This is a genomic window from Streptomyces fulvorobeus (assembly GCF_013167895.1).
GTDB lineage: Bacteria > Actinomycetota > Actinomycetes > Streptomycetales > Streptomycetaceae > Streptomyces > Streptomyces fulvorobeus.
This window is the reverse complement of record NZ_BLWC01000001.1, coordinates 3579659-3595822: the sequence shown is the minus strand read 5'-3', so window position 1 is coordinate 3595822 and position 16164 is coordinate 3579659. Positions and strand designations below refer to the sequence as shown.

Annotated in this window: 15 protein-coding genes and 3 pseudogenes; 9 read left to right on the top strand and 9 right to left on the bottom strand. The window is 73.3% G+C overall.

Annotation, left to right across the window (positions count from 1 at the left end):
• Positions 1-303 precede the first annotated feature (303 nt).
• Positions 304-2397 (top strand): HelD family protein, encoded by a 2094-nt coding sequence (locus Sfulv_RS16355; RefSeq protein WP_173314625.1) that lies wholly within the window; start codon positions 304-306, stop codon positions 2395-2397.
• Between the two features lie 47 nt (positions 2398-2444).
• Here the strand turns inward: Sfulv_RS16355 and Sfulv_RS16350 are convergent, their stop codons facing one another.
• Positions 2445-2600: a hypothetical protein gene (locus Sfulv_RS16350; protein ID WP_173314623.1), complete on the bottom strand. Its 156-nt coding sequence runs from the start codon at positions 2598-2600 to the stop codon at positions 2445-2447.
• 20 nt (positions 2601-2620) lie between these two features.
• The gene (locus tag Sfulv_RS16345; protein WP_173314621.1) at positions 2621-3310 is read right to left on the bottom strand and encodes a copper homeostasis protein CutC; all 690 of its coding nucleotides are present in this window, start codon (positions 3308-3310) and stop codon (positions 2621-2623) included.
• Between the two features lie 240 nt (positions 3311-3550).
• Between Sfulv_RS16345 and Sfulv_RS16340 the strand changes: the two are divergent.
• Positions 3551-5826 (top strand): annotated as a pseudogene (locus tag Sfulv_RS16340) (heavy metal translocating P-type ATPase).
• 59 nt (positions 5827-5885) lie between these two features.
• Here Sfulv_RS16340 and Sfulv_RS16335 read toward each other — a convergent pair.
• The 3 genes and pseudogenes from Sfulv_RS16335 to Sfulv_RS16325 all read right to left on the bottom strand — a co-directional run bounded on the left by Sfulv_RS16335 (position 5886) and on the right by Sfulv_RS16325 (position 8183).
• Positions 5886-6758: a 5-oxoprolinase subunit C family protein gene (locus Sfulv_RS16335; RefSeq protein ID WP_173314619.1), complete on the bottom strand. Its 873-nt coding sequence runs from the start codon at positions 6756-6758 to the stop codon at positions 5886-5888.
• Positions 6755-7438: a 5-oxoprolinase subunit B family protein gene (locus Sfulv_RS16330; protein WP_246353141.1), complete on the bottom strand. Its 684-nt coding sequence runs from the start codon at positions 7436-7438 to the stop codon at positions 6755-6757. Before Sfulv_RS16330 ends, Sfulv_RS16335 begins: the two co-directional genes overlap by 4 nt.
• A pseudogene (locus tag Sfulv_RS16325) lies at positions 7435-8183 on the bottom strand (LamB/YcsF family protein). The gene Sfulv_RS16330 and the pseudogene Sfulv_RS16325 overlap by 4 nt, the downstream one beginning before the upstream one ends.
• Before the next feature lie 143 nt (positions 8184-8326).
• Between Sfulv_RS16325 and Sfulv_RS16320 the strand changes: the two are divergent.
• Together Sfulv_RS16320 and Sfulv_RS16315 are read left to right on the top strand one after the other, a co-directional pair.
• On the top strand, positions 8327-9007 hold the full coding sequence (locus Sfulv_RS16320) for an HD domain-containing protein (RefSeq protein WP_173314617.1): 681 nt from the start codon (positions 8327-8329) through the stop codon (positions 9005-9007).
• 66 nt (positions 9008-9073) lie between these two features.
• Positions 9074-10318: a Cmx/CmrA family chloramphenicol efflux MFS transporter gene (locus tag Sfulv_RS16315; protein WP_173314615.1), complete on the top strand. Its 1245-nt coding sequence runs from the start codon at positions 9074-9076 to the stop codon at positions 10316-10318.
• Between the two features lie 69 nt (positions 10319-10387).
• Here Sfulv_RS16315 and Sfulv_RS16310 read toward each other — a convergent pair whose 3' ends face one another.
• Together Sfulv_RS16310 and Sfulv_RS16305 are read right to left on the bottom strand one after the other, a co-directional pair.
• Entirely contained in the window at positions 10388-10660 is a 273-nt protein-coding gene (locus tag Sfulv_RS16310; RefSeq protein ID WP_173314613.1) for a DUF4031 domain-containing protein, read from the bottom strand.
• Positions 10657-11022 (bottom strand): DUF8819 family protein, encoded by a 366-nt coding sequence (locus tag Sfulv_RS16305; RefSeq protein WP_173314611.1) that lies wholly within the window; start codon positions 11020-11022, stop codon positions 10657-10659. Before Sfulv_RS16305 ends, Sfulv_RS16310 begins: the two co-directional genes overlap by 4 nt.
• Positions 11023-11096: 74 nt before the next feature.
• Here Sfulv_RS16305 and Sfulv_RS16300 point away from each other — a divergent pair, with 74 nt between their 5' ends.
• From Sfulv_RS16300 to Sfulv_RS16285, 4 genes are all read left to right on the top strand, one after another.
• Positions 11097-12014 carry a MurR/RpiR family transcriptional regulator gene (locus Sfulv_RS16300; RefSeq protein WP_173314609.1) on the top strand — a complete coding sequence of 306 codons (918 nt, stop codon included), beginning with the start codon at positions 11097-11099 and terminating at the stop codon, positions 12012-12014.
• 93 nt (positions 12015-12107) lie between these two features.
• On the top strand, positions 12108-13085 hold the full coding sequence (murQ, locus tag Sfulv_RS16295; RefSeq protein WP_173314607.1) for an N-acetylmuramic acid 6-phosphate etherase: 978 nt from the start codon (positions 12108-12110) through the stop codon (positions 13083-13085).
• Positions 13086-13134: 49 nt separating this feature from the next.
• A complete protein-coding gene (locus Sfulv_RS16290) occupies positions 13135-14649 on the top strand; it encodes a PTS transporter subunit EIIC (protein ID WP_173314605.1) in 1515 nt (504 codons plus the stop codon).
• A gap of 128 nt (positions 14650-14777) precedes the next feature.
• Positions 14778-15131, top strand: a complete 354-nt coding sequence (locus Sfulv_RS16285; protein WP_173314603.1) for a PRC-barrel domain-containing protein — start codon at positions 14778-14780, stop codon at positions 15129-15131.
• A 186-nt stretch (positions 15132-15317) separates the two neighbouring features.
• Here the strand turns inward: Sfulv_RS16285 and Sfulv_RS16280 are convergent, their stop codons facing one another.
• Both Sfulv_RS16280 and Sfulv_RS16275 read right to left on the bottom strand, forming a co-directional pair.
• Positions 15318-15551: a hypothetical protein gene (locus Sfulv_RS16280; protein ID WP_173314601.1), complete on the bottom strand. Its 234-nt coding sequence runs from the start codon at positions 15549-15551 to the stop codon at positions 15318-15320.
• Positions 15541-15783, bottom strand: coding sequence for a hypothetical protein (locus tag Sfulv_RS16275; RefSeq protein ID WP_173314599.1), 243 nt, complete (start codon positions 15781-15783; stop codon positions 15541-15543). The genes Sfulv_RS16280 and Sfulv_RS16275 overlap by 11 nt, the downstream gene beginning before the upstream one ends.
• 114 nt (positions 15784-15897) lie before the next feature.
• On the opposite strand from Sfulv_RS16275, the pseudogene Sfulv_RS30485 reads away from it, so the two are divergent.
• Positions 15898-16131: pseudogene (locus Sfulv_RS30485) on the top strand (Scr1 family TA system antitoxin-like transcriptional regulator); the annotation flags it as partial.
• Positions 16132-16164 lie beyond the last annotated feature (33 nt).

Sequence of the window (16164 nt, the reverse complement as noted above, 5' to 3'; positions counted from 1 at the left end):
ATGTGTTCCATGGTGCTCCTGTCCGGCCCGGTGGGGCACCGGGCCGCGGGCGTGACCGCCGTTCCGGCGCGGCGGGGCGCGCCCTTTCCCGTTCGACCGGGCGGGCCGCCGTGGATACAATCGCCGGTCTGCCCGCCTCCCGCACCGTGGTACCGGCCCTCCGCCGGCAGCCGGGGGAGCGCCGCCGGCCGGACGGAAACCGGCCCGCACCCGCGCGAACGTCCCTGAGCGGATCACGTCGCCCTCCCGTCGTACCGGAGGCCGTGGTCCGCCTTCCACGCGTTGAAAGTCGGAGGCGACACCGTGCCCGCGCACGAAGCAGAGAGCGACACCCCCACCACCGGGCCGATCGGCTCCCCGGACCCCCTGACACGCGAACGCGCCCGTCTGACCGCCTCCCGTGCCGCGCTCCGCGCGATGCGTGAGGACGTGCAGGCCCTCGACCTCCGCGACGTCACCGCGAACTGGGTCAACTCCGTCGTGCTCCAGGCGCAGATGGACGACCGCGTCAAGGCACTCGCAGACCTCTCCCACACCCCGCTGTTCTTCGGACGCCTCGACTATCTGCACCCGGTCGGTGCGGAGCGGGCGGAGGGTGCCGGGGGCGAGCGGTTCTACATCGGGCGCCGCCACGTCCATGACGCCCACGGCGATCCGATGGTCATCGACTGGCGCGCGCCCGTCTCCCAGCCGTTCTACCGGGCGTCCAGGAAGGACCCGCAGGACGTGGGCCGGCGGCGACGGTTCGGTTACACGGGCGGCGAGCTGACCGCGTACGAGGACGAACACCTCACCGGCCCGGCCGAGCCCGCGCGGACCAGCAGGCTCCTCCAGGCGGAGATCGAGCGGCCCCGCGTCGGCCCGATGCGCGACATCGTGGCCACGATCCAGCCCGAGCAGGACGAGATCGTACGCGGCGGGCTCGGCGGGACGGTGTGTGTGCAGGGAGGGCCCGGCACCGGGAAGACCGCGGTCGGCCTGCACCGGGTCGCCTACCTGCTGTACGCGCACCGCGAGCGGCTGGCCCGCACCGGGACCCTGGTGATCGGGCCGAACCGGTCCTTCCTCCACTACATCGAGCAGGTGCTGCCCGCCCTGGGTGAGCTGGAGGTGAAGCAGGCCACCGTCGACGACCTGGTGACGGCGCACGTCGAGGTGCGTGGCACGGACGACGCCCCGGCCGCCGTGGTCAAGGGCGACGCCAGGATGGCGGAGGTCCTGCGACGGGCGATCCGTTCGCACGTGTCGCCGCCGGCCGAGCCGGTCATGGTGGTGCGCGGTTCGCGCCGCTGGCGGGTGCCCGTGCACGAACTGACGGAGATCGTCGACGAGTTGCTGGCCCGCGACATCCGCTACGGCGCCGCCCACGAGGCACTCCCGCAGCGCATCGCACACTGCGTCCTGACCCGGATGGAGGAGGCGGGCGAGGCTCCCGACGACCGGGTGCAGAACGCGGTGGCCCGCACCCCCGCGGTGAAGGCGGCCGTCAAGGCGTGCTGGCCCGCCGTCGACCCCGCGAGACTGGTGCTGCGGCTCCTCTCCGACCCGGAGTTCCTCGCCGCGCACGCGGACGGCCTCCTCACCGACGAGGAGCAGAAGAGGATTGTCTGGTCCAGGCCGCCGCGCGGCGTGAAGTCGGCGAAGTGGTCGCCGGCGGACGCGGTGCTTATCGACGAGGCGAGTGACCTGGTGGCCCGTACGCACTCGCTCGGCCATGTCGTCATCGACGAGGCGCAGGATCTGTCACCGATGCAGTACCGGGCGGTGGGCCGCCGCTGCTCGACCGGTTCGGCTACGGTGCTCGGCGACCTCGCGCAGGGCACGACACCGTGGTCGACGGAGAGCTGGGAGCAGGCGCTGTTCCACCTGGGCAAGCCGGACGCCCTGGTCGAGGAGTTGACCGCGGGCTTCCGTGTGCCCCGCGAGGTGATCGCGTACGCCTCGCGGCTGCTGCCCGCGATCTCGCCGGGCCTGGCCCCGGTGGAGTCGGTGCGTGAGTCGCCGGGCTCCATGGCGGTACGGCAGGTGGCGGACCCGGCCGGGCTGGCCGCCGCGGTGGTCGCGGCCTGCGAGGAGTCGCTGGCCCACGAGGGGTCGATCGGCCTGATCGCCGCCGACGCCCGGGTCCCGGCGCTCGCCGCGGCCCTGGAGGCGGCGGGCCACGCGTACCTCTCACCCGGTGACGAGACGACCGCCGAGTCCCGTCTGACGCTGGTCCCGGCCTCGCTGGCGAAGGGTCTGGAGTACGACTACGTGGTGCTGGACGACCCGGCGGCCGTGGTCGACGGCGAACCGGACGAACGCACGGGCCTGCGCCGCCTGTACGTGGCGCTGACCCGGGCGGTCTCCGGTCTGATCGTGCTGCACGCGGCCCCGCTGCCGGAGGCTCTGGCGTGACGCCGCCGGTGTGAGCCCCGGCCGTCCCGCCCTGCGCCGACCCCGCCCTACGCCGTCCCCGGCCGTGATCCGTCCGGCCGGGGCGCGGGGACGGCCGCGACCGTCACATTCCCGTCGGGCAGGTACGCGATGAGCACCTCGCCCCCGAGCGGGTGGAGCCAGAAGAAGGTACTCCGGTGGCTTCCGTAGCCGTGGGCGCGCACGCTTCCCTCCCTCCCGGCCCTCACCCGTCCAGGGCCGCTCGCCACTTCCGTACCGCCGCCGTGTCGACCGGTGACGACCAGCCGCCGGGACGGGCCGCCCCGCCGATGTGGACGGCGTCGACACCGCCGGCGAGCAGGCGCGGGAGGTGGTCGAGACGGAGGCCGCCGCCGACGAGGATCTGCGGCTCGTAGCCGGGTGTACCCGAGCGGGACGCCTCGGCCAGCAGGGTCGGGACGCCTTCATCGACGCCGCTCGCCGCGCCCGCCGTGAGGTAGGTGTCCAGACCGGGGAGGTCGGCGAGGGTCTTGCGCAGGGCGTCGCGGTCGGCCGCGCGGTCGATCGCCCGGTGGAAGGTCCACCGGCAGCCGTTCAGCTCGGCGACGAGCCGTTCCACGGCGACCAGGTCGGCGTGACCGTCCCGGTCGAGGAAGCCGAGGACGAACTCCTCCGCCCCCTCGGCCCGCATCTCGCGGGCCTTCTCCACCAGTACGTCCATGTCGCCGGCGGCGAATCCGTCCGCGACCCTGAGCATGACGCGCAGGGGAAGGTCCACCGCGGACCGGATCTCGGCGAAGGTCTCGCGGGACGGTGTCAGGCCGTCCGCTGCCATGTCGGCGACCAGTTCGAGGCGGTCCGCACCACCCGCCCGGGCAGCGATCGCGTCCGCCGCGTCGAGCGCGATCACCTCCAGGACTGCACGGTTGCTCATAGGTCCCCATTCCTCCAGATAACAGCCATAGGTCTAGTCCAATGCCAGCCTACGGGTCGCACGCCGGAAGGTGCGGCTCCCCATGTAAACGTGCGGAGAAGGTGATCCGCGAGACCGCACCGCCGAGGGCGCGCGCACCGCTTGCCTTCGATAGGGGCCGGGGGTATACATAGGGGGAGCAGATACCCCTAGGGGGTATAGTGATCTGGTATCAGTGGAAGAAACATCCGGGAGGAACCCGTGTCCGCGCACACCGCCACACCCGACTCCGCCGAGGCCGGCGCCGCCGCCGAGGTCGAGCTCGCCATCGGCGGCATGACCTGCGCCTCGTGCGCGGCCCGGATCGAGAAGAAGCTGAACCGGATGGACGGCGTCGAGGCGACCGTCAACTACGCCACCGAGAAGGCCAAGGTCAGCTACCGGGGCGCGGACATCTCCGTACGGGACCTGATCGCCACCGTCGAGGCCACCGGGTACACCGCGCTGGAGCCCGCTCCCCCGGCACCCGCCGGGGACGCCGCCCCCGCGAGCCCGAGGCCGACGAGCTGCGCCCGCTGCGGCAGCGGCTGCTGACGGCCGTCGCGCTCGCCGTGCCCGTCATCGCGATGGCGATGATCCCGGCGCTCCAGTTCGACTACTGGCAGTGGCTCTCCCTCACCCTCGCCGCCCCCGTCGTCACCTACGCGGCCTGGCCCTTCCACCGCGCCGCCTGGACCAACGCCCGGCACGGCGCCGCCACGATGGACACGCTGATCTCGGTCGGCACCTCGGCCGCGTTCCTGTGGTCGGTGTGGGCGCTCTTCTTCGGCACCGCGGGCATGGTGGGGATGACCCATCCCTTCGAGCTGACCATCGGCCGCAGCGACGGCGCCGGGAACATCTACCTCGAAGCCGCCGCGGGAGTCACCGCGTTCATCCTGGCCGGGCGGTACTTCGAGGTCCGCTCCAAGCGGAAGGCGGGAGCCGCGCTCAAGGCACTCCTGGAGCTCGGCGCCAAGGAGGTCACCCTCGCGCGCGACGGCGCGGAAGTGACCGTCCCGGCCGCCGATCTCCGGGTCGGGGACCGTTTCGTGGTCCGGCCGGGCGAGAAGATCGCCACCGACGGCACCGTCGTCGACGGCTCATCGGCGGTCGACGCCTCCATGCTCACCGGCGAGTCCCTGCCCGTCGACGTCACCCCCGGAGACCCCGTCACCGGCGCCACCCTCAACGCGGGCGGCCGGCTCGTCGTCGAAGCCACCCGGGTCGGCGCCGACACCCAGCTCGCCCGGATGGCCAGGCTCGTCGAGGACGCCCAGAACGGCAAAGCCGCCGCCCAGCGCCTCGCCGACCGGATCTCCGCCGTCTTCGTCCCCGCCGTGATCGCCCTCGCACTCGGCACGCTCGGCTTCTGGCTCGGCAACGGCGCCGGACTCACGGCCGCGTTCACCGCCGCCGTCGCCGTACTCATCATCGCCTGCCCCTGCGCCCTGGGCCTCGCCACCCCCACCGCCCTCATGGCCGGCACAGGACGCGGCGCCCAGCTCGGCATCCTCATCAAAGGACCCCAGGTCCTCGAAACCACCCGCCGCATCGACACCATCGCCCTGGACAAGACCGGCACCATCACCACCGGCCACATGACCCTCCTGCACATCCACACCACCCCGGCCACCACCCAGAACGACGCACTCCGCCTCGCCGGAGCCCTCGAACACCACTCCGAGCACCCCATCGCCCAGGCCATCACCACCCACGCCACCACCCACCTGGGCACCCTCCCCACCCCCCAGAACTTCACCAGCCTCCCCGGCCTCGGCGTCCACGGAACCGTCGAGGGACACGCCGTGCTCGTCGGCCGGGAACGACTCCTCGCCCAGCGGGAGATCCACCTGCCGGTCGAACTGGCCCGCGCCAAGGCCGCGGCCGAGGCCGCCGGGCGTACGGCGATCACGGTGGCCTGGGACGGGGAGGCACGGGCGGTGCTCGAAGTCGCCGACGCGGTGAAGGACACCAGCGCCGAGGCGATCCGCCGGCTGCGGGCCCTCGGGCTGACCCCGATCCTGCTCACCGGCGACAACGAGGCCGTCGCACGGGCGGTGGCGGCCGAGGTCGGGATAGACGAGGTGTACGCGCAGGTCATGCCGGAGGACAAGGGCGGCCTGGTCAAGCGCCTCCAGGCCGAGGGCCGTTCGGTCGCCATGGTCGGCGACGGCGTCAACGACGCCGCCGCCCTCGCCCAGGCCGACCTGGGCCTGGCGATGGGCACGGGGACGGACGCCGCGATCGAGGCGAGCGATCTGACACTCGTACGCGGAGACCTGCGGGCCGCGGCGGACGCCATCCGGCTGTCGCGCCGGACGCTCGGCACGATCCGCACGAACCTGTTCTGGGCCTTCGCCTACAACGTGGCCGCGCTGCCGCTCGCCGCCGCGGGACTGCTCAACCCGATGATCGCGGGGGCCGCGATGGCCTTCTCCTCGGTCTTCGTGGTCGGCAACTCACTGAGGCTGCGGGGCTTCAAGGCGGCGGTGTAGGCCGGTCGGGGAACGGTCGGGGGCGGGTGGAGGGACGGGCCCCGCCGCGGGCGTCCCCCTCACCCCAGGACGAACCGCACATCCGCCCCCGGCCCCACCCGCGCCGCCCCCGCGAGCGCCCGCTCCGGTACGACCCCGATCACCGGGTAACCGCCCGTCGTGGGATGGTCGTTGAGGAACACCACAGGCCGCCCGTCCGCCGGCACCTGGACCGCCCCCAGGACCACGCCCTCGCTCGGCAGCTCATCGCCCCGGGCCCGCTCCAGCGCGGGCCCGTCCAAGCGCAGCCCGATGCGGTTGCTGCGGTCCGAGACCCGGTACACCGCCGTGGTCAGCGTCCGCAGCGCGGTCTGCGTGAACCACGTGTGCCGGGGCCCCGGACGCACCGGGAGTACGAGCCCGGCGGGCGCCGCCCCCGGCCAGGGCACCGCGTCCGGGACCGGCGGACAGGAGCGCCCCGGCCGCCCCAGCGGCAGCACGTCCCCCTCGCGCAGAGGCGCGGGCCCCAGCCCCGAGAGCAGGTCGGCGGAACGGCTGCCCAGCACCGGATCGACCGCCACTCCTCCCGCGAACGCCAGATAACTCCGCAGTCCGCTCACCGCGGGCCCCGCCTCCAGGACCGCGCCTTCCGGTACGCGGACGGGCGCGCCCCACGCCGCCGCCCGGCCGTCCACCGTCACCCGGCACACCGCACCGCCCACGACGGCGACCACGAACCCGCCCGTCGCCACCGCCCGTACCGCGCACCCGGTGACCGTCGTCTCCAGCGCCGCCGCGGACTCCGCGTTGCCGACGAGCCGGTTGGCGAGGCGGTACGCCGGAGCGTCCAGGGCCCCGGCCCGCCCCACGCCCAGGTGGGCCCAGCCGCCACGGCCCTGGTCCTGCACGGTGGTCAGCGCCCCGGCCCGCACCACCTCCAGCCCCCCGGTCACCTCCGCGCCCCCGGAGGCACGGGCACCGGCACGAACCGCACCCGCGTACCGGGAACCAGCAGCGCGGCCGGTTCGCGGGCCGGGTCCCAGAGCGTGCCCGGCTCCGGCATCCGCCCGATGAGCTGCCAGCCGCCCGGCGAGTCACGCGGATACACACCGGTGTACGGCCCCGCGAGGGCCACCGCCCCCGCCCCGACCCGGGTACGGGGCGTCGCCCGCCGCGGCACCCGCAGATGCTCCGGCAGCCCCGTCAGATAGCCGAATCCGGGCGCGAACCCGCAGAACGCCACCCGGAACGCGGTCTCCGCGTGCGTCCTCGCCACCTCGGCGACCTCCACACCCCACGCCTCGGCGACGTCCGCCAGGTCCGGGCCGTCGTAGACGACGGGGATCTCGACCTCGTCCCCCGGCGCCCGGCGCAGCTCGGGAACGCGCCAGGACGCGATGTCCGCCGCGAACCGTTGCGGCCCCGGACCGCCGCCGGGGTACGTGATGCCGTCCAGGAGTACGGTCCGCGCCGCGGGGACCATGTCGCGCACGGCGGGCAGCTCCCCGTCCGCGCGCCGCCGCAGCAGCTCCGCGTAGAGGGCTTCCGCCTGCTCCCCCGACGCGCACTCGACCAGCAGGGCGTCCGTCCCGACGGGCAGCATGCGCAGGACGGAGAAGGCCGGCGTACTCATACGAAGGACCGCACGCCGACGCCCGCGTCCTCCAGCGCGGCCCTGACCCGGCGGGCGAGCGCCGCCGCGCCCGGGGTGTCGCCGTGGACGCACAGGGAGCGGGCGGCGACCGGTACGCGCGTGCCGTCGCGTGCCGTGACGCTCCGGTCGAGGGCCATCCCGAGGCTGCGGGCCACGACCTCGTCCGGGTCGTGCACGACCGCCCCGGGCTCTCCGCGCGGCACGAGCGTGCCCTGCGGGGTGTACGCGCGGTCGGCGAAGGCTTCCTCGACCGGGGTGAGCCCGGCGGCCCCGGCCCGGGCGAGCAGCCGGGAGCCGGGCAGGCCGAGGACCGCGAGCCGCCCGCCCGCCAGCACCACGCCCGCGACGACGGCGGCGGCCTGCTCGTCGTCCCGGACGACCCGGTTGTAGAGCGCGCCGTGGGGCTTCACGTACGAGACCGCCGATCCGGCGGCCTCCGCGAAGACCCGCAGGGCCCCGATCTGGTAGGCGACCTCGGCGGTCAGCTCGGCGGCGGGCACGTCCATCCGCGGCGCCCGAACCCGGCGAGATCGCGGTACGAGACCTGGGCTCCGATCCGTACGCCCCGCTCCGCCGCCACCTCGCAGACGCGCCGCATGACGGAGGGGTCGCCCGCGTGGAATCCGCAGGCCACGTTGGCGCTGGTGACCGTGGCGAGCAACGCGTCGTCGTCGGTGAGCGTCCACTGCCCGAAGCCCTCGCCGAGGTCCGCGTTGAGATCGATGCCGGGCCCCCCGCCGATGTCCGTGCCCGTATCCGTACCTGTACCGGTATCCGTATCCGCATCCGTGCCGAGGTCTGCCACAGCCGCAAGCTAGCGAGTGTCCGACCGTCCGACAAGCGCGACTCCCGCTCTAGAGTCGCCCCATGACCGACAGCAGCGACCACAGCGACCCGGGCGACAGCGCCGGGGCCCGCCTCCGTACCCGCTGGCGCGAGACCCTTCTCGCCGTCCGGGACGGCGCCGAGGACCCCGACCCGCTGCCGTACGCCGACAACCTGCTGGCCCGCTGGGCCGAACCCCAGCGGCGCTACCACACCACCGCCCACCTGGCCGCGGTCCTGGACCGGATCGACACGCTGGCCCGCCATGCGGCGGACCCGGACGTGGTGCGCCTCGCCGCCTGGTTCCACGACGCCGTCTACCGCCCGGACCGCTCCGAGAACGAGGAACGCAGCGCCGTACTGGCCGAGCGCGCCCTGTCCGAGGCGGGCGTGCCCGCCGACGCCGTCGCCGAGGTGGCCCGGCTCGTACGGCTCACCGTCACCCACGACCCGGCGGACGGCGACAGCGACGGGGAGGTGCTGTGCGACGCGGACCTGGCGGTCCTGGCGTCCGGCCCCAGGGAGTACGCGGAGTACGCGGCCCAGGTGCGCGAGGAGTACGCCTTCGTACCCGACGAGGCGTTCCGCGAGGGCCGGGCGGCGGTGCTGCGCCGGCTCCTCGGGCTGCCCTGCCTGTTCCGCACCCCGCACGGGAGCGAGGTGTGGGAGCCGAGGGCGCGGCAGAACCTCACGACCGAGCTGGAACTGCTGTCGGGAATGTGAGCGCCGGAGGGGGCGTTACCGCATGTCATGCCCGACTCCGTCTCCCGCCCCTCCCGTCGCGCCCCCATGCCCTTGGCCGTCTACATCCTGGGGCTCTCGGTCTTCGCCCTCGGTACCAGCGAGTTCATGCTGTCCGGGCTGCTGCCACCGATCGCCGACGACATGGACGTCTCCATTCCGCAGGCCGGCCTCCTCATATCGGCCTTCGCGATCGGCATGGTGGTCGGCGCCCCGCTGCTCGCCGTGGCCACGCTGCGGCTGCCGCGCCGCACCACCCTCATCGCGCTGATCTCGGTCTTCGGCCTCGGTCAGATCGCGGGCGCGCTGGCTCCGACGTACGAGGTGCTCTTCGTGTCGCGTGTGGTGAGCGCCTTCGCCTGCGCGGGTTTCTGGGCCGTCGGGGCGGCCGTCGCCATCGCGATGGTGCCGGTGAACGCGCGGGCGAGGGCCATGGCCGTGATGATCGGCGGGCTGTCGATCGCCAACGTGCTGGGCGTGCCGCTCGGGGCGTTCCTCGGTGAGCACCTGGGCTGGCGTTCGGCGTTCTGGGCGGTGGGCGCGGCGTCCGCCGTGGCGCTGGCCGGGGTGGCGACGCTCATCCCCCGTATCCCGCTCCCGGCCGAGAAGCCGCAGCTCAAGCGGGAGATCTCGATCTACCGGGACCGGCAGGTCCAGCTCTCCGTCGTCATCACGGCGCTCGCGGCCGGTGGTGTCTTCTGCGCGTTCAGCTACCTCTCGCCGCTGCTCACGGATGTGGCGGGGCTGGGATCGGGCTGGGTGCCGTGGGTGCTGGGGCTGTTCGGTGCCGGCGCGCTGATCGGTACGACGATCGGCGGCCGGCTCGCGGACGCGCACCTGTTCGGGGTGCTGCTGAGCGGGATCACGGCGTCCATGGTCTGTCTGGTGGCGCTGGCCCTGTTCGCCTCCAGCCCGGCCGTCGTCGTCGCGCTGGCCTTCCTGCTGGGACTCTCGGCGTTCTTCACGGCGCCCGCGCTCAACGCCCGCATGTTCAACGTGGCGGGCGCGGCCCCGACCCTGGCCGGTGCGACGACGACGGCCGCGTTCAACCTCGGCAACACCAGCGGGCCGTGGCTGGGCGGCACGGTGATCGACGCGGGCCTCGGTTTCGCGGCGACGGCTTGGGCGGGGGCCGCGATGACGGTGCTGGCGCTGGTGACGGTGCTCTTCTCGCTGCGGCTGCACCGGGGAGCGGGCACCCCGGCCCGCCTGGTCGCCTCGGCGAAGTCCCCGGCGGGCGCGGACACAGCGGACACAGCGGATGACGACCCGTGGGTGAAGACACCCGGGTAGGAACACACGGCTGAGGACTTACGGCTGAACGCTCGGCGCCCGTGCCGGCGGAGCGCCGCGCCCCTGCCGCTATCCCGGCGCGGGGCGCCCCTTCGGTCTGCGCAGACCCGCCGCCGTCAGGCGGCGCACCAGCTCCTTCGACCCGACCTCGCACGCGCCGCCCCGCACGGCCCTGGCGTACCGCTCCGCCGGTACGTCGTAGTGGTCGCGGTCGAAGGCGCGCGGCGGGCAGCCGATCGAGGCCGCGAACGCGTGCAGCTCGTCGAACGAGACGTCACTGACCAGGTGCGACCAGAGCAGCCCGTGCCCCGGCCAGTCCGGCGGGTCGATGTAGAGCGTCAACGTCGCAGCACCCCGCCGAGGCCGCCCACGGGGGCGACCCGCACGGCGGCCTTCGTGCAGACCCACTGCGGATCGGGGCCGAGTTCGGGTTCGACGTCGAGCGCGTGCGGGCCGTCCTCGCAGACCGGGCACAGGGGCCAGCGCCCGTACCTCTCCAGCAGGGCGTCCTGCACGTCCTGGGCGATCAGCCCGGCGACGAAACCCGCGCCGTCGGGCCACTGCTCGACCCACCAGCGCCGGTGCGTCACGGCGTCCTCGACCAGCGAGACGATCTCGGCATCGGCGACGTCGCCCGCGACGAGATCGGCCATGACAAGGGCCCGGGCCGAGTGCAGCGCCTGTTCCAGGGGGTTCATCTCCATGCGGCCATTGTCCCTCGAAGGAAGAGGCGCCAGAGGGGCTTGACGACCCCACCCATTGAAAATATCTTTCAAATGTGACCAATGAAGTGAAGGAAAGTTTCAAGGGCGATTCGCCGCCCGCCCCTGCCGCTCTGGCGGCCAAGGTCCGGACCCTCGCACCGTCCATGACCCGCTCCATGCAGCGGGTCGCCGAAGCCGTCGCGGGGGACCCTGCCGGGTGCGCCGCCCTCACCGTCACCGGTCTCGCCGAGCTCACCGGCACCAGCGAGGCCACCGTGGTCCGCACCGCCCGCCTCCTCGGCTACCCCGGCTACCGCGACCTGCGCCTCGCGCTCGCCGGCCTCGCCGCCCACCAGCTGTCCGGCCGCGCCCCGGCCGTCACGGCCGACATCACGGTGGACGACCCGATCGCCGAAGTGGTCGCCAAGCTCGCCTACGACGAGCAGCAGACCCTCGCCGACACCGCGTCCGGCCTGGACACCGTGCAGCTCGGCGCCGCCGTCGCCGCCGCGTCGACCGCGCGCCGCATCGACATCTACGGCGCGGGCGCCTCCTCGCTCGTCGGCCAGGACCTCGCGCAGAAGCTCCTGCGCATCGGCCTGATAGCCCACGCCCACGCCGACCCCCACCTCGCGGTCACCAACGCCGTACAGCTCCGCTCCGGTGACGTGGCGATCGCGATCACCCACTCGGGCTCCACGAGCGACGTCATCGAGCCGCTGCGGGTCGCCTTCGACCACGGGGCGACGACCGTCGCGATCACCGGCCGCCCCGACGGCCCGGTCTCGCAGTACGCGGATCACGTCCTGACGACGTCCACGGCCCGCGAGAGCGAGCTGCGGCCCGCCGCCATGTCGAGTCGCACGAGCCAGCTCCTGGTGGTGGACTGCCTGTTCATAGGCATCGCGCAGCGTACGTACGAGACGGCGGCCCCCGCGCTCGCCGCGTCGTACGAAGCGCTCGCGCACCGCCACAGCCCGCGCACGCGCTGACCACGCCGTCCGGCGACCGCGCGCCCCGGCCCCCGGGCTACCGCACCACCGATCCACCGAACGTACGAGATCGAGAAAGCAGAGCCGCTCTCCATGACCTCATCCACTGACACCGACGCCGACACCGCCTCCCCCGCCGTCTCCGCCGGATACGGGGAGCTGCGCGCCGAGCTCGCCACGCTCACCACCGAGGCGTTCCGCCCGGAGCTCGCCGACATCGACCGGCTGCCGACGCGGGAGATCGCCCGGATCATGAACGGCGAGGACAGCACCGTCCCCGCCGCCGTCGCCGACAAGCTCCCGCAGATCTCCGCCGCGATCGACGCCACCGCCGCCCGCATGGCGCGCGGCGGCCGGCTGGTCTACGCGGGCGCCGGTACGGCGGGCCGCCTCGGCGTCCTCGACGCCAGCGAGTGCCCTCCCACCTTCAACACCGACCCGTCCGAGGTCGTCGGCCTCATCGCGGGCGGCCCGGGCGCCATGGTCAAGGCGGTCGAGGGCGCCGAGGACAGCAGGGAACTGGCCGCCGCCGACCTCGACGCACTCGCCCTCACGGAGAACGACACCGTCGTCGGCATCTCCGCCTCCGGCCGCACTCCGTACGCGATCGGCGCCGTCGAGCACGCCCGCGCCCTGGGCGCGCTGACCATCGGCCTGTCCTGCAACGCGGACTCGGCGCTCGCCGCCGCCGCCGAGCACGGCCTCGAAGTGGTCGTCGGCCCCGAGCTGCTCACCGGCTCCACCCGCCTCAAGGCCGGTACGGCGCAGAAGCTCGTCCTCAACATGATCTCGACGATCACGATGATCCGGCTCGGCAAGACGTACGGGAATCTGATGGTCGACGTCCGTGCCTCCAACGAGAAGCTGCGGGCCCGCTCCCGCCGCATCGTCTCGCTGGCCACCGGCGCGTCCGACCAGGAGATCGAGGCGGCGCTCGCCGCCACGGACGGCGAGGTGAAGAACGCCATCCTGACCATCCTCGGCCAGGTCGACGGCCCCACCGCCGCCACACTCCTCAGCGAGTCGGACGGCCACCTCCGCGCCGCCCTCGCGGCCGTACACACCACCTGACCCACCCGGCACCGCTCCCGTACCCCCGCACAGCAAGGCACCACGCCCCATGGCTACTGAAGACAAGAACCGCGCCACCGCCGCCGCGATCCTCCCGCTCGTCGGCGGCGCCGCGAACGTCAGCTCCATCGCCCACTGCATGACCCGGCTCCGCCTCGGCCTGCACGACCGCTCGCTGGTCGACGACGAGGCGCTCAAGGCGATCCCCGCCGTGCTGGGCGTGGTCGAGGACGAGACGTACCAGATCGTCCTCGGGCCCGGCACGGTCGCCCGGGTCACTCCGGAGTTCGAGCGCCTGGTCGAGGAGGAGCGGGCGGCCGCCCCCGTCGTCCACACCTCCGAGGAGCTGGCCGCCCAGGGCGCGGCGATCAGGGCGCGGCAGAAGGCGAGGAACGCCACCCCGTTCAAGCTCTTCCTGCGCAGGATCGCCAACATCTTCGTCCCGCTGATCCCGGCCCTCATCGGCTGCGGCATCATCGCCGGCCTCAACGGCCTGCTGGTCAACCTGGAGTGGCTGCCCGCCGTCACCCCCGCCCTCGCCGCGATGGCCTCCGGCTTCATGGCGCTGATCGCGGTCTTCGTCGGCTTCAACACGGCGAAGGAGTTCGGCGGTACGCCGATCCTGGGCGGCGCGGTCGCGGCGATCATCGTCTTCCCGGGCGTCGCCAGGGTCGACGCGTTCGGCCAGCAGCTCTCCCCCGGCCAGGGCGGTGTGCTCGGCGCGCTGGGCGCGGCGGTCCTGGCGGTGTACGTGGAGAAGTGGTGCCGCCGCTGGGTGCCCGAGGCCCTGGACGTCCTGGTCACCCCGACGCTCACGGTGCTGGTCTCCGGCCTGGTGACGATCTTCGGGCTGATGTACGTGGCGGGCGAGGTCTCCTCCGCGATCGGTACGTTCGCCGACTGGCTGCTGTCCAACGGCGGCGCGGGCGCGGGCTTCGTCCTGGGCGGTTTCTTCCTCCCGCTGGTGATGCTGGGCCTGCACCAGGCCCTCATCCCCATCCACACGACACTCATCGAGCAGCAGGGCTACACGGTCCTCCTCCCGATCCTCGCGATGGCCGGCGCCGGCCAGGTCGGTGCGGCCGTGGCCGTCTACTTCCGCCTCCCCCGCAACGAGTCGATCCGCCGCACCGTCAGGTCGGCACTCCCGGCGGGGCTGCTCGGCGTCGGTGAGCCGCTGATCTACGGCGTCTCGCTCCCGCTGGGCCGCCCGTTCATCACGGCGTGCGTCGGCGGGGCGTTCGGCGGCGGCTTCGTCGGCCTCTTCAACCAGCTCGGCGACACGGTCGGCTCCACGGCCATCGGACCGTCCGGCTGGGCGCTGTTCCCCCTCCTGGACGGCAACCACGGCCTGGGCTCCACGATCGCGGTCTACGCGGGCGGTCTGGTGGCCGGTTACGTCGCCGGCTTCGTCGCCACCTACTTCTTCGGCTTCAGCCAGGACCTCCTGACGGAGTTCGACGTCTCCCAGGAACCGGCTCCGTCGAAGATCGCGGCCGGCGGCCCGGCCGACCCGGCCGGTACGGGCCCGGGCTCCCCGGCGAAGGAACCCGCGGGGGTCTGAACGCCGCCGCCCCGCGACGGGCAGGTGTGAGGCCCTCGCATCCGGGCAGGCGATATTCCGAGCGGCACCCACCACCATCTCGGTGGGGGCCGGCACGCCGAATTGAACCGTCTAGGAAGGAGCCGAATATGAGCGACAACCTGTGGGGTTACCAGCCTTCGAGCGGGTACACCGCCGGCGCCGACTTGACCGGATACGCGGTCGAGGCGACTGACGGAAGCATCGGCAAGGTCGACAAGCACTCCGACGAGGTCGGCTCGGCCTACCTGGTCGTCGACACCGGAGTGTGGATCTTCGGCAAGGAAGTCCTGCTGCCCGCGGGCACGGTCAAGCACGTGGACACCGAGGACCGGAAGGTCTACGTGAGCCTGACCAAGGACCAGATCAAGGACTCGCCGGAGTTCGACAAGAACAAGCACACGGACGACCCGGGTTACCGCGAGCAGCTCGGCGGCTACTACGGGAGCCCCGGCGCGGTGTGACCTGGCGCGCACGACGCCACCCGGCGGGGCCGGCCCTGAAGAGGGTCCGGCCCCGCCGTTCGTGTGAGCCCTCAGGCCACCGGGCCGAGCGGCTCCGGCCCTCCACCGGGGCCGGTCGTCCCTGGCCCCTCGACCGCCGGCCCCGACGCGGAGACGTTCGCTGGTCCGGTGCGGAGTCCGGGTCACTCACGGCAGTCGCCCTTCCCGGTTGATCTCCGTCACCCGGGCTCTCAGCACCAGCCCCGGCGGCGCGGGCCGGAGGAGATCCGGCGCACAGTCCCACTCGGCGCCGCCGCCCGGGGGGCGCAGTTGTACGTACGGTCCGACGCGCCCCAACACCCGTCCCACCCGCCCGTCCCGGGTGTCCACGGCGTACGACCCCAGCTCCGGCGTACACGGTTCGAGCACCTCACCGCTCATGGCCGACCGCCTTCTCCTCCAGGACCTCGCTCAGCCGCCGGGCCGTATCGAGGTTGCAGCAGCCGAGGTCGACCAGCGGCGACGGCTCGTTCCCCGCGCACGACACGGGATCGATCCGCAGCGAGGGCAGCTTCACGCCCACGTCGGCGAGCCCTTCCCTCAACCGCCGCACGGCATCCTCCGCCATCCGCACCCTGCCCGCCGCCGCCCGGCGCCGCTCCGTCGCTGACATGCCGTTCCACCTTCCACCCTGAGTGATGAGAATGCCTACCCGGAGTGTCCAACGCGCGGCTGGCCTGGAAGAGGCGCTGTCCCGACAACCGCACGTGTGTCACAGGGAGTTGCCATGCCAGGTCCCCGGAAGCTCGCCCCCCTCCTCACCCCGCGCGCTCCTCGGCGCAGAGCTCCGTCACAGCCGCGAGCAGGCGGGCCTCTCGCAGGACGAGCTCGGTGCCCCGCTGTTCGTCAGCGGCTCGTTCATCAAGGAGTACGCACCGCTCTACTCATCCCCGGCCTGTTGCAGACGGAGACGTCCGCGCGAGCCGTCTGCCGTGCCTACCAGCCAAGAGCGAGCGAAGAGTTCCGGGACGTACCGTCGACGTCACAGCACCAC

Bases quoted from the DNA above. Each gene is read 5' to 3' on its own strand.
- Sfulv_RS16315 (WP_173314615.1), top strand. From the start codon at position 9,074: ATGCCCTTGGCCGTCTACATCCTGGGGCTCTCGGTCTTCGCCCTCGGT.
- Sfulv_RS16290 (WP_173314605.1), top strand. From the start codon at position 13,135: ATGGCTACTGAAGACAAGAACCGCGCCACCGCCGCCGCGATCCTCCCG.
- murQ (WP_173314607.1), top strand. From the start codon at position 12,108: ATGACCTCATCCACTGACACCGACGCCGACACCGCCTCCCCCGCCGTC.
- Sfulv_RS16275 (WP_173314599.1), bottom strand. From the start codon at position 15,783: ATGTCAGCGACGGAGCGGCGCCGGGCGGCGGCGGGCAGGGTGCGGATG.
- Sfulv_RS16285 (WP_173314603.1), top strand. From the start codon at position 14,778: ATGAGCGACAACCTGTGGGGTTACCAGCCTTCGAGCGGGTACACCGCC.
- Sfulv_RS16305 (WP_173314611.1), bottom strand. From the start codon at position 11,022: ATGGAGATGAACCCCCTGGAACAGGCGCTGCACTCGGCCCGGGCCCTT.
- Sfulv_RS16330 (WP_246353141.1), bottom strand. From the start codon at position 7,438: ATGAGTACGCCGGCCTTCTCCGTCCTGCGCATGCTGCCCGTCGGGACG.
- Sfulv_RS16345 (WP_173314621.1), bottom strand. From the start codon at position 3,310: ATGAGCAACCGTGCAGTCCTGGAGGTGATCGCGCTCGACGCGGCGGAC.
- Sfulv_RS16280 (WP_173314601.1), bottom strand. From the start codon at position 15,551: ATGAGCGGTGAGGTGCTCGAACCGTGTACGCCGGAGCTGGGGTCGTAC.
- Sfulv_RS16320 (WP_173314617.1), top strand. From the start codon at position 8,327: ATGACCGACAGCAGCGACCACAGCGACCCGGGCGACAGCGCCGGGGCC.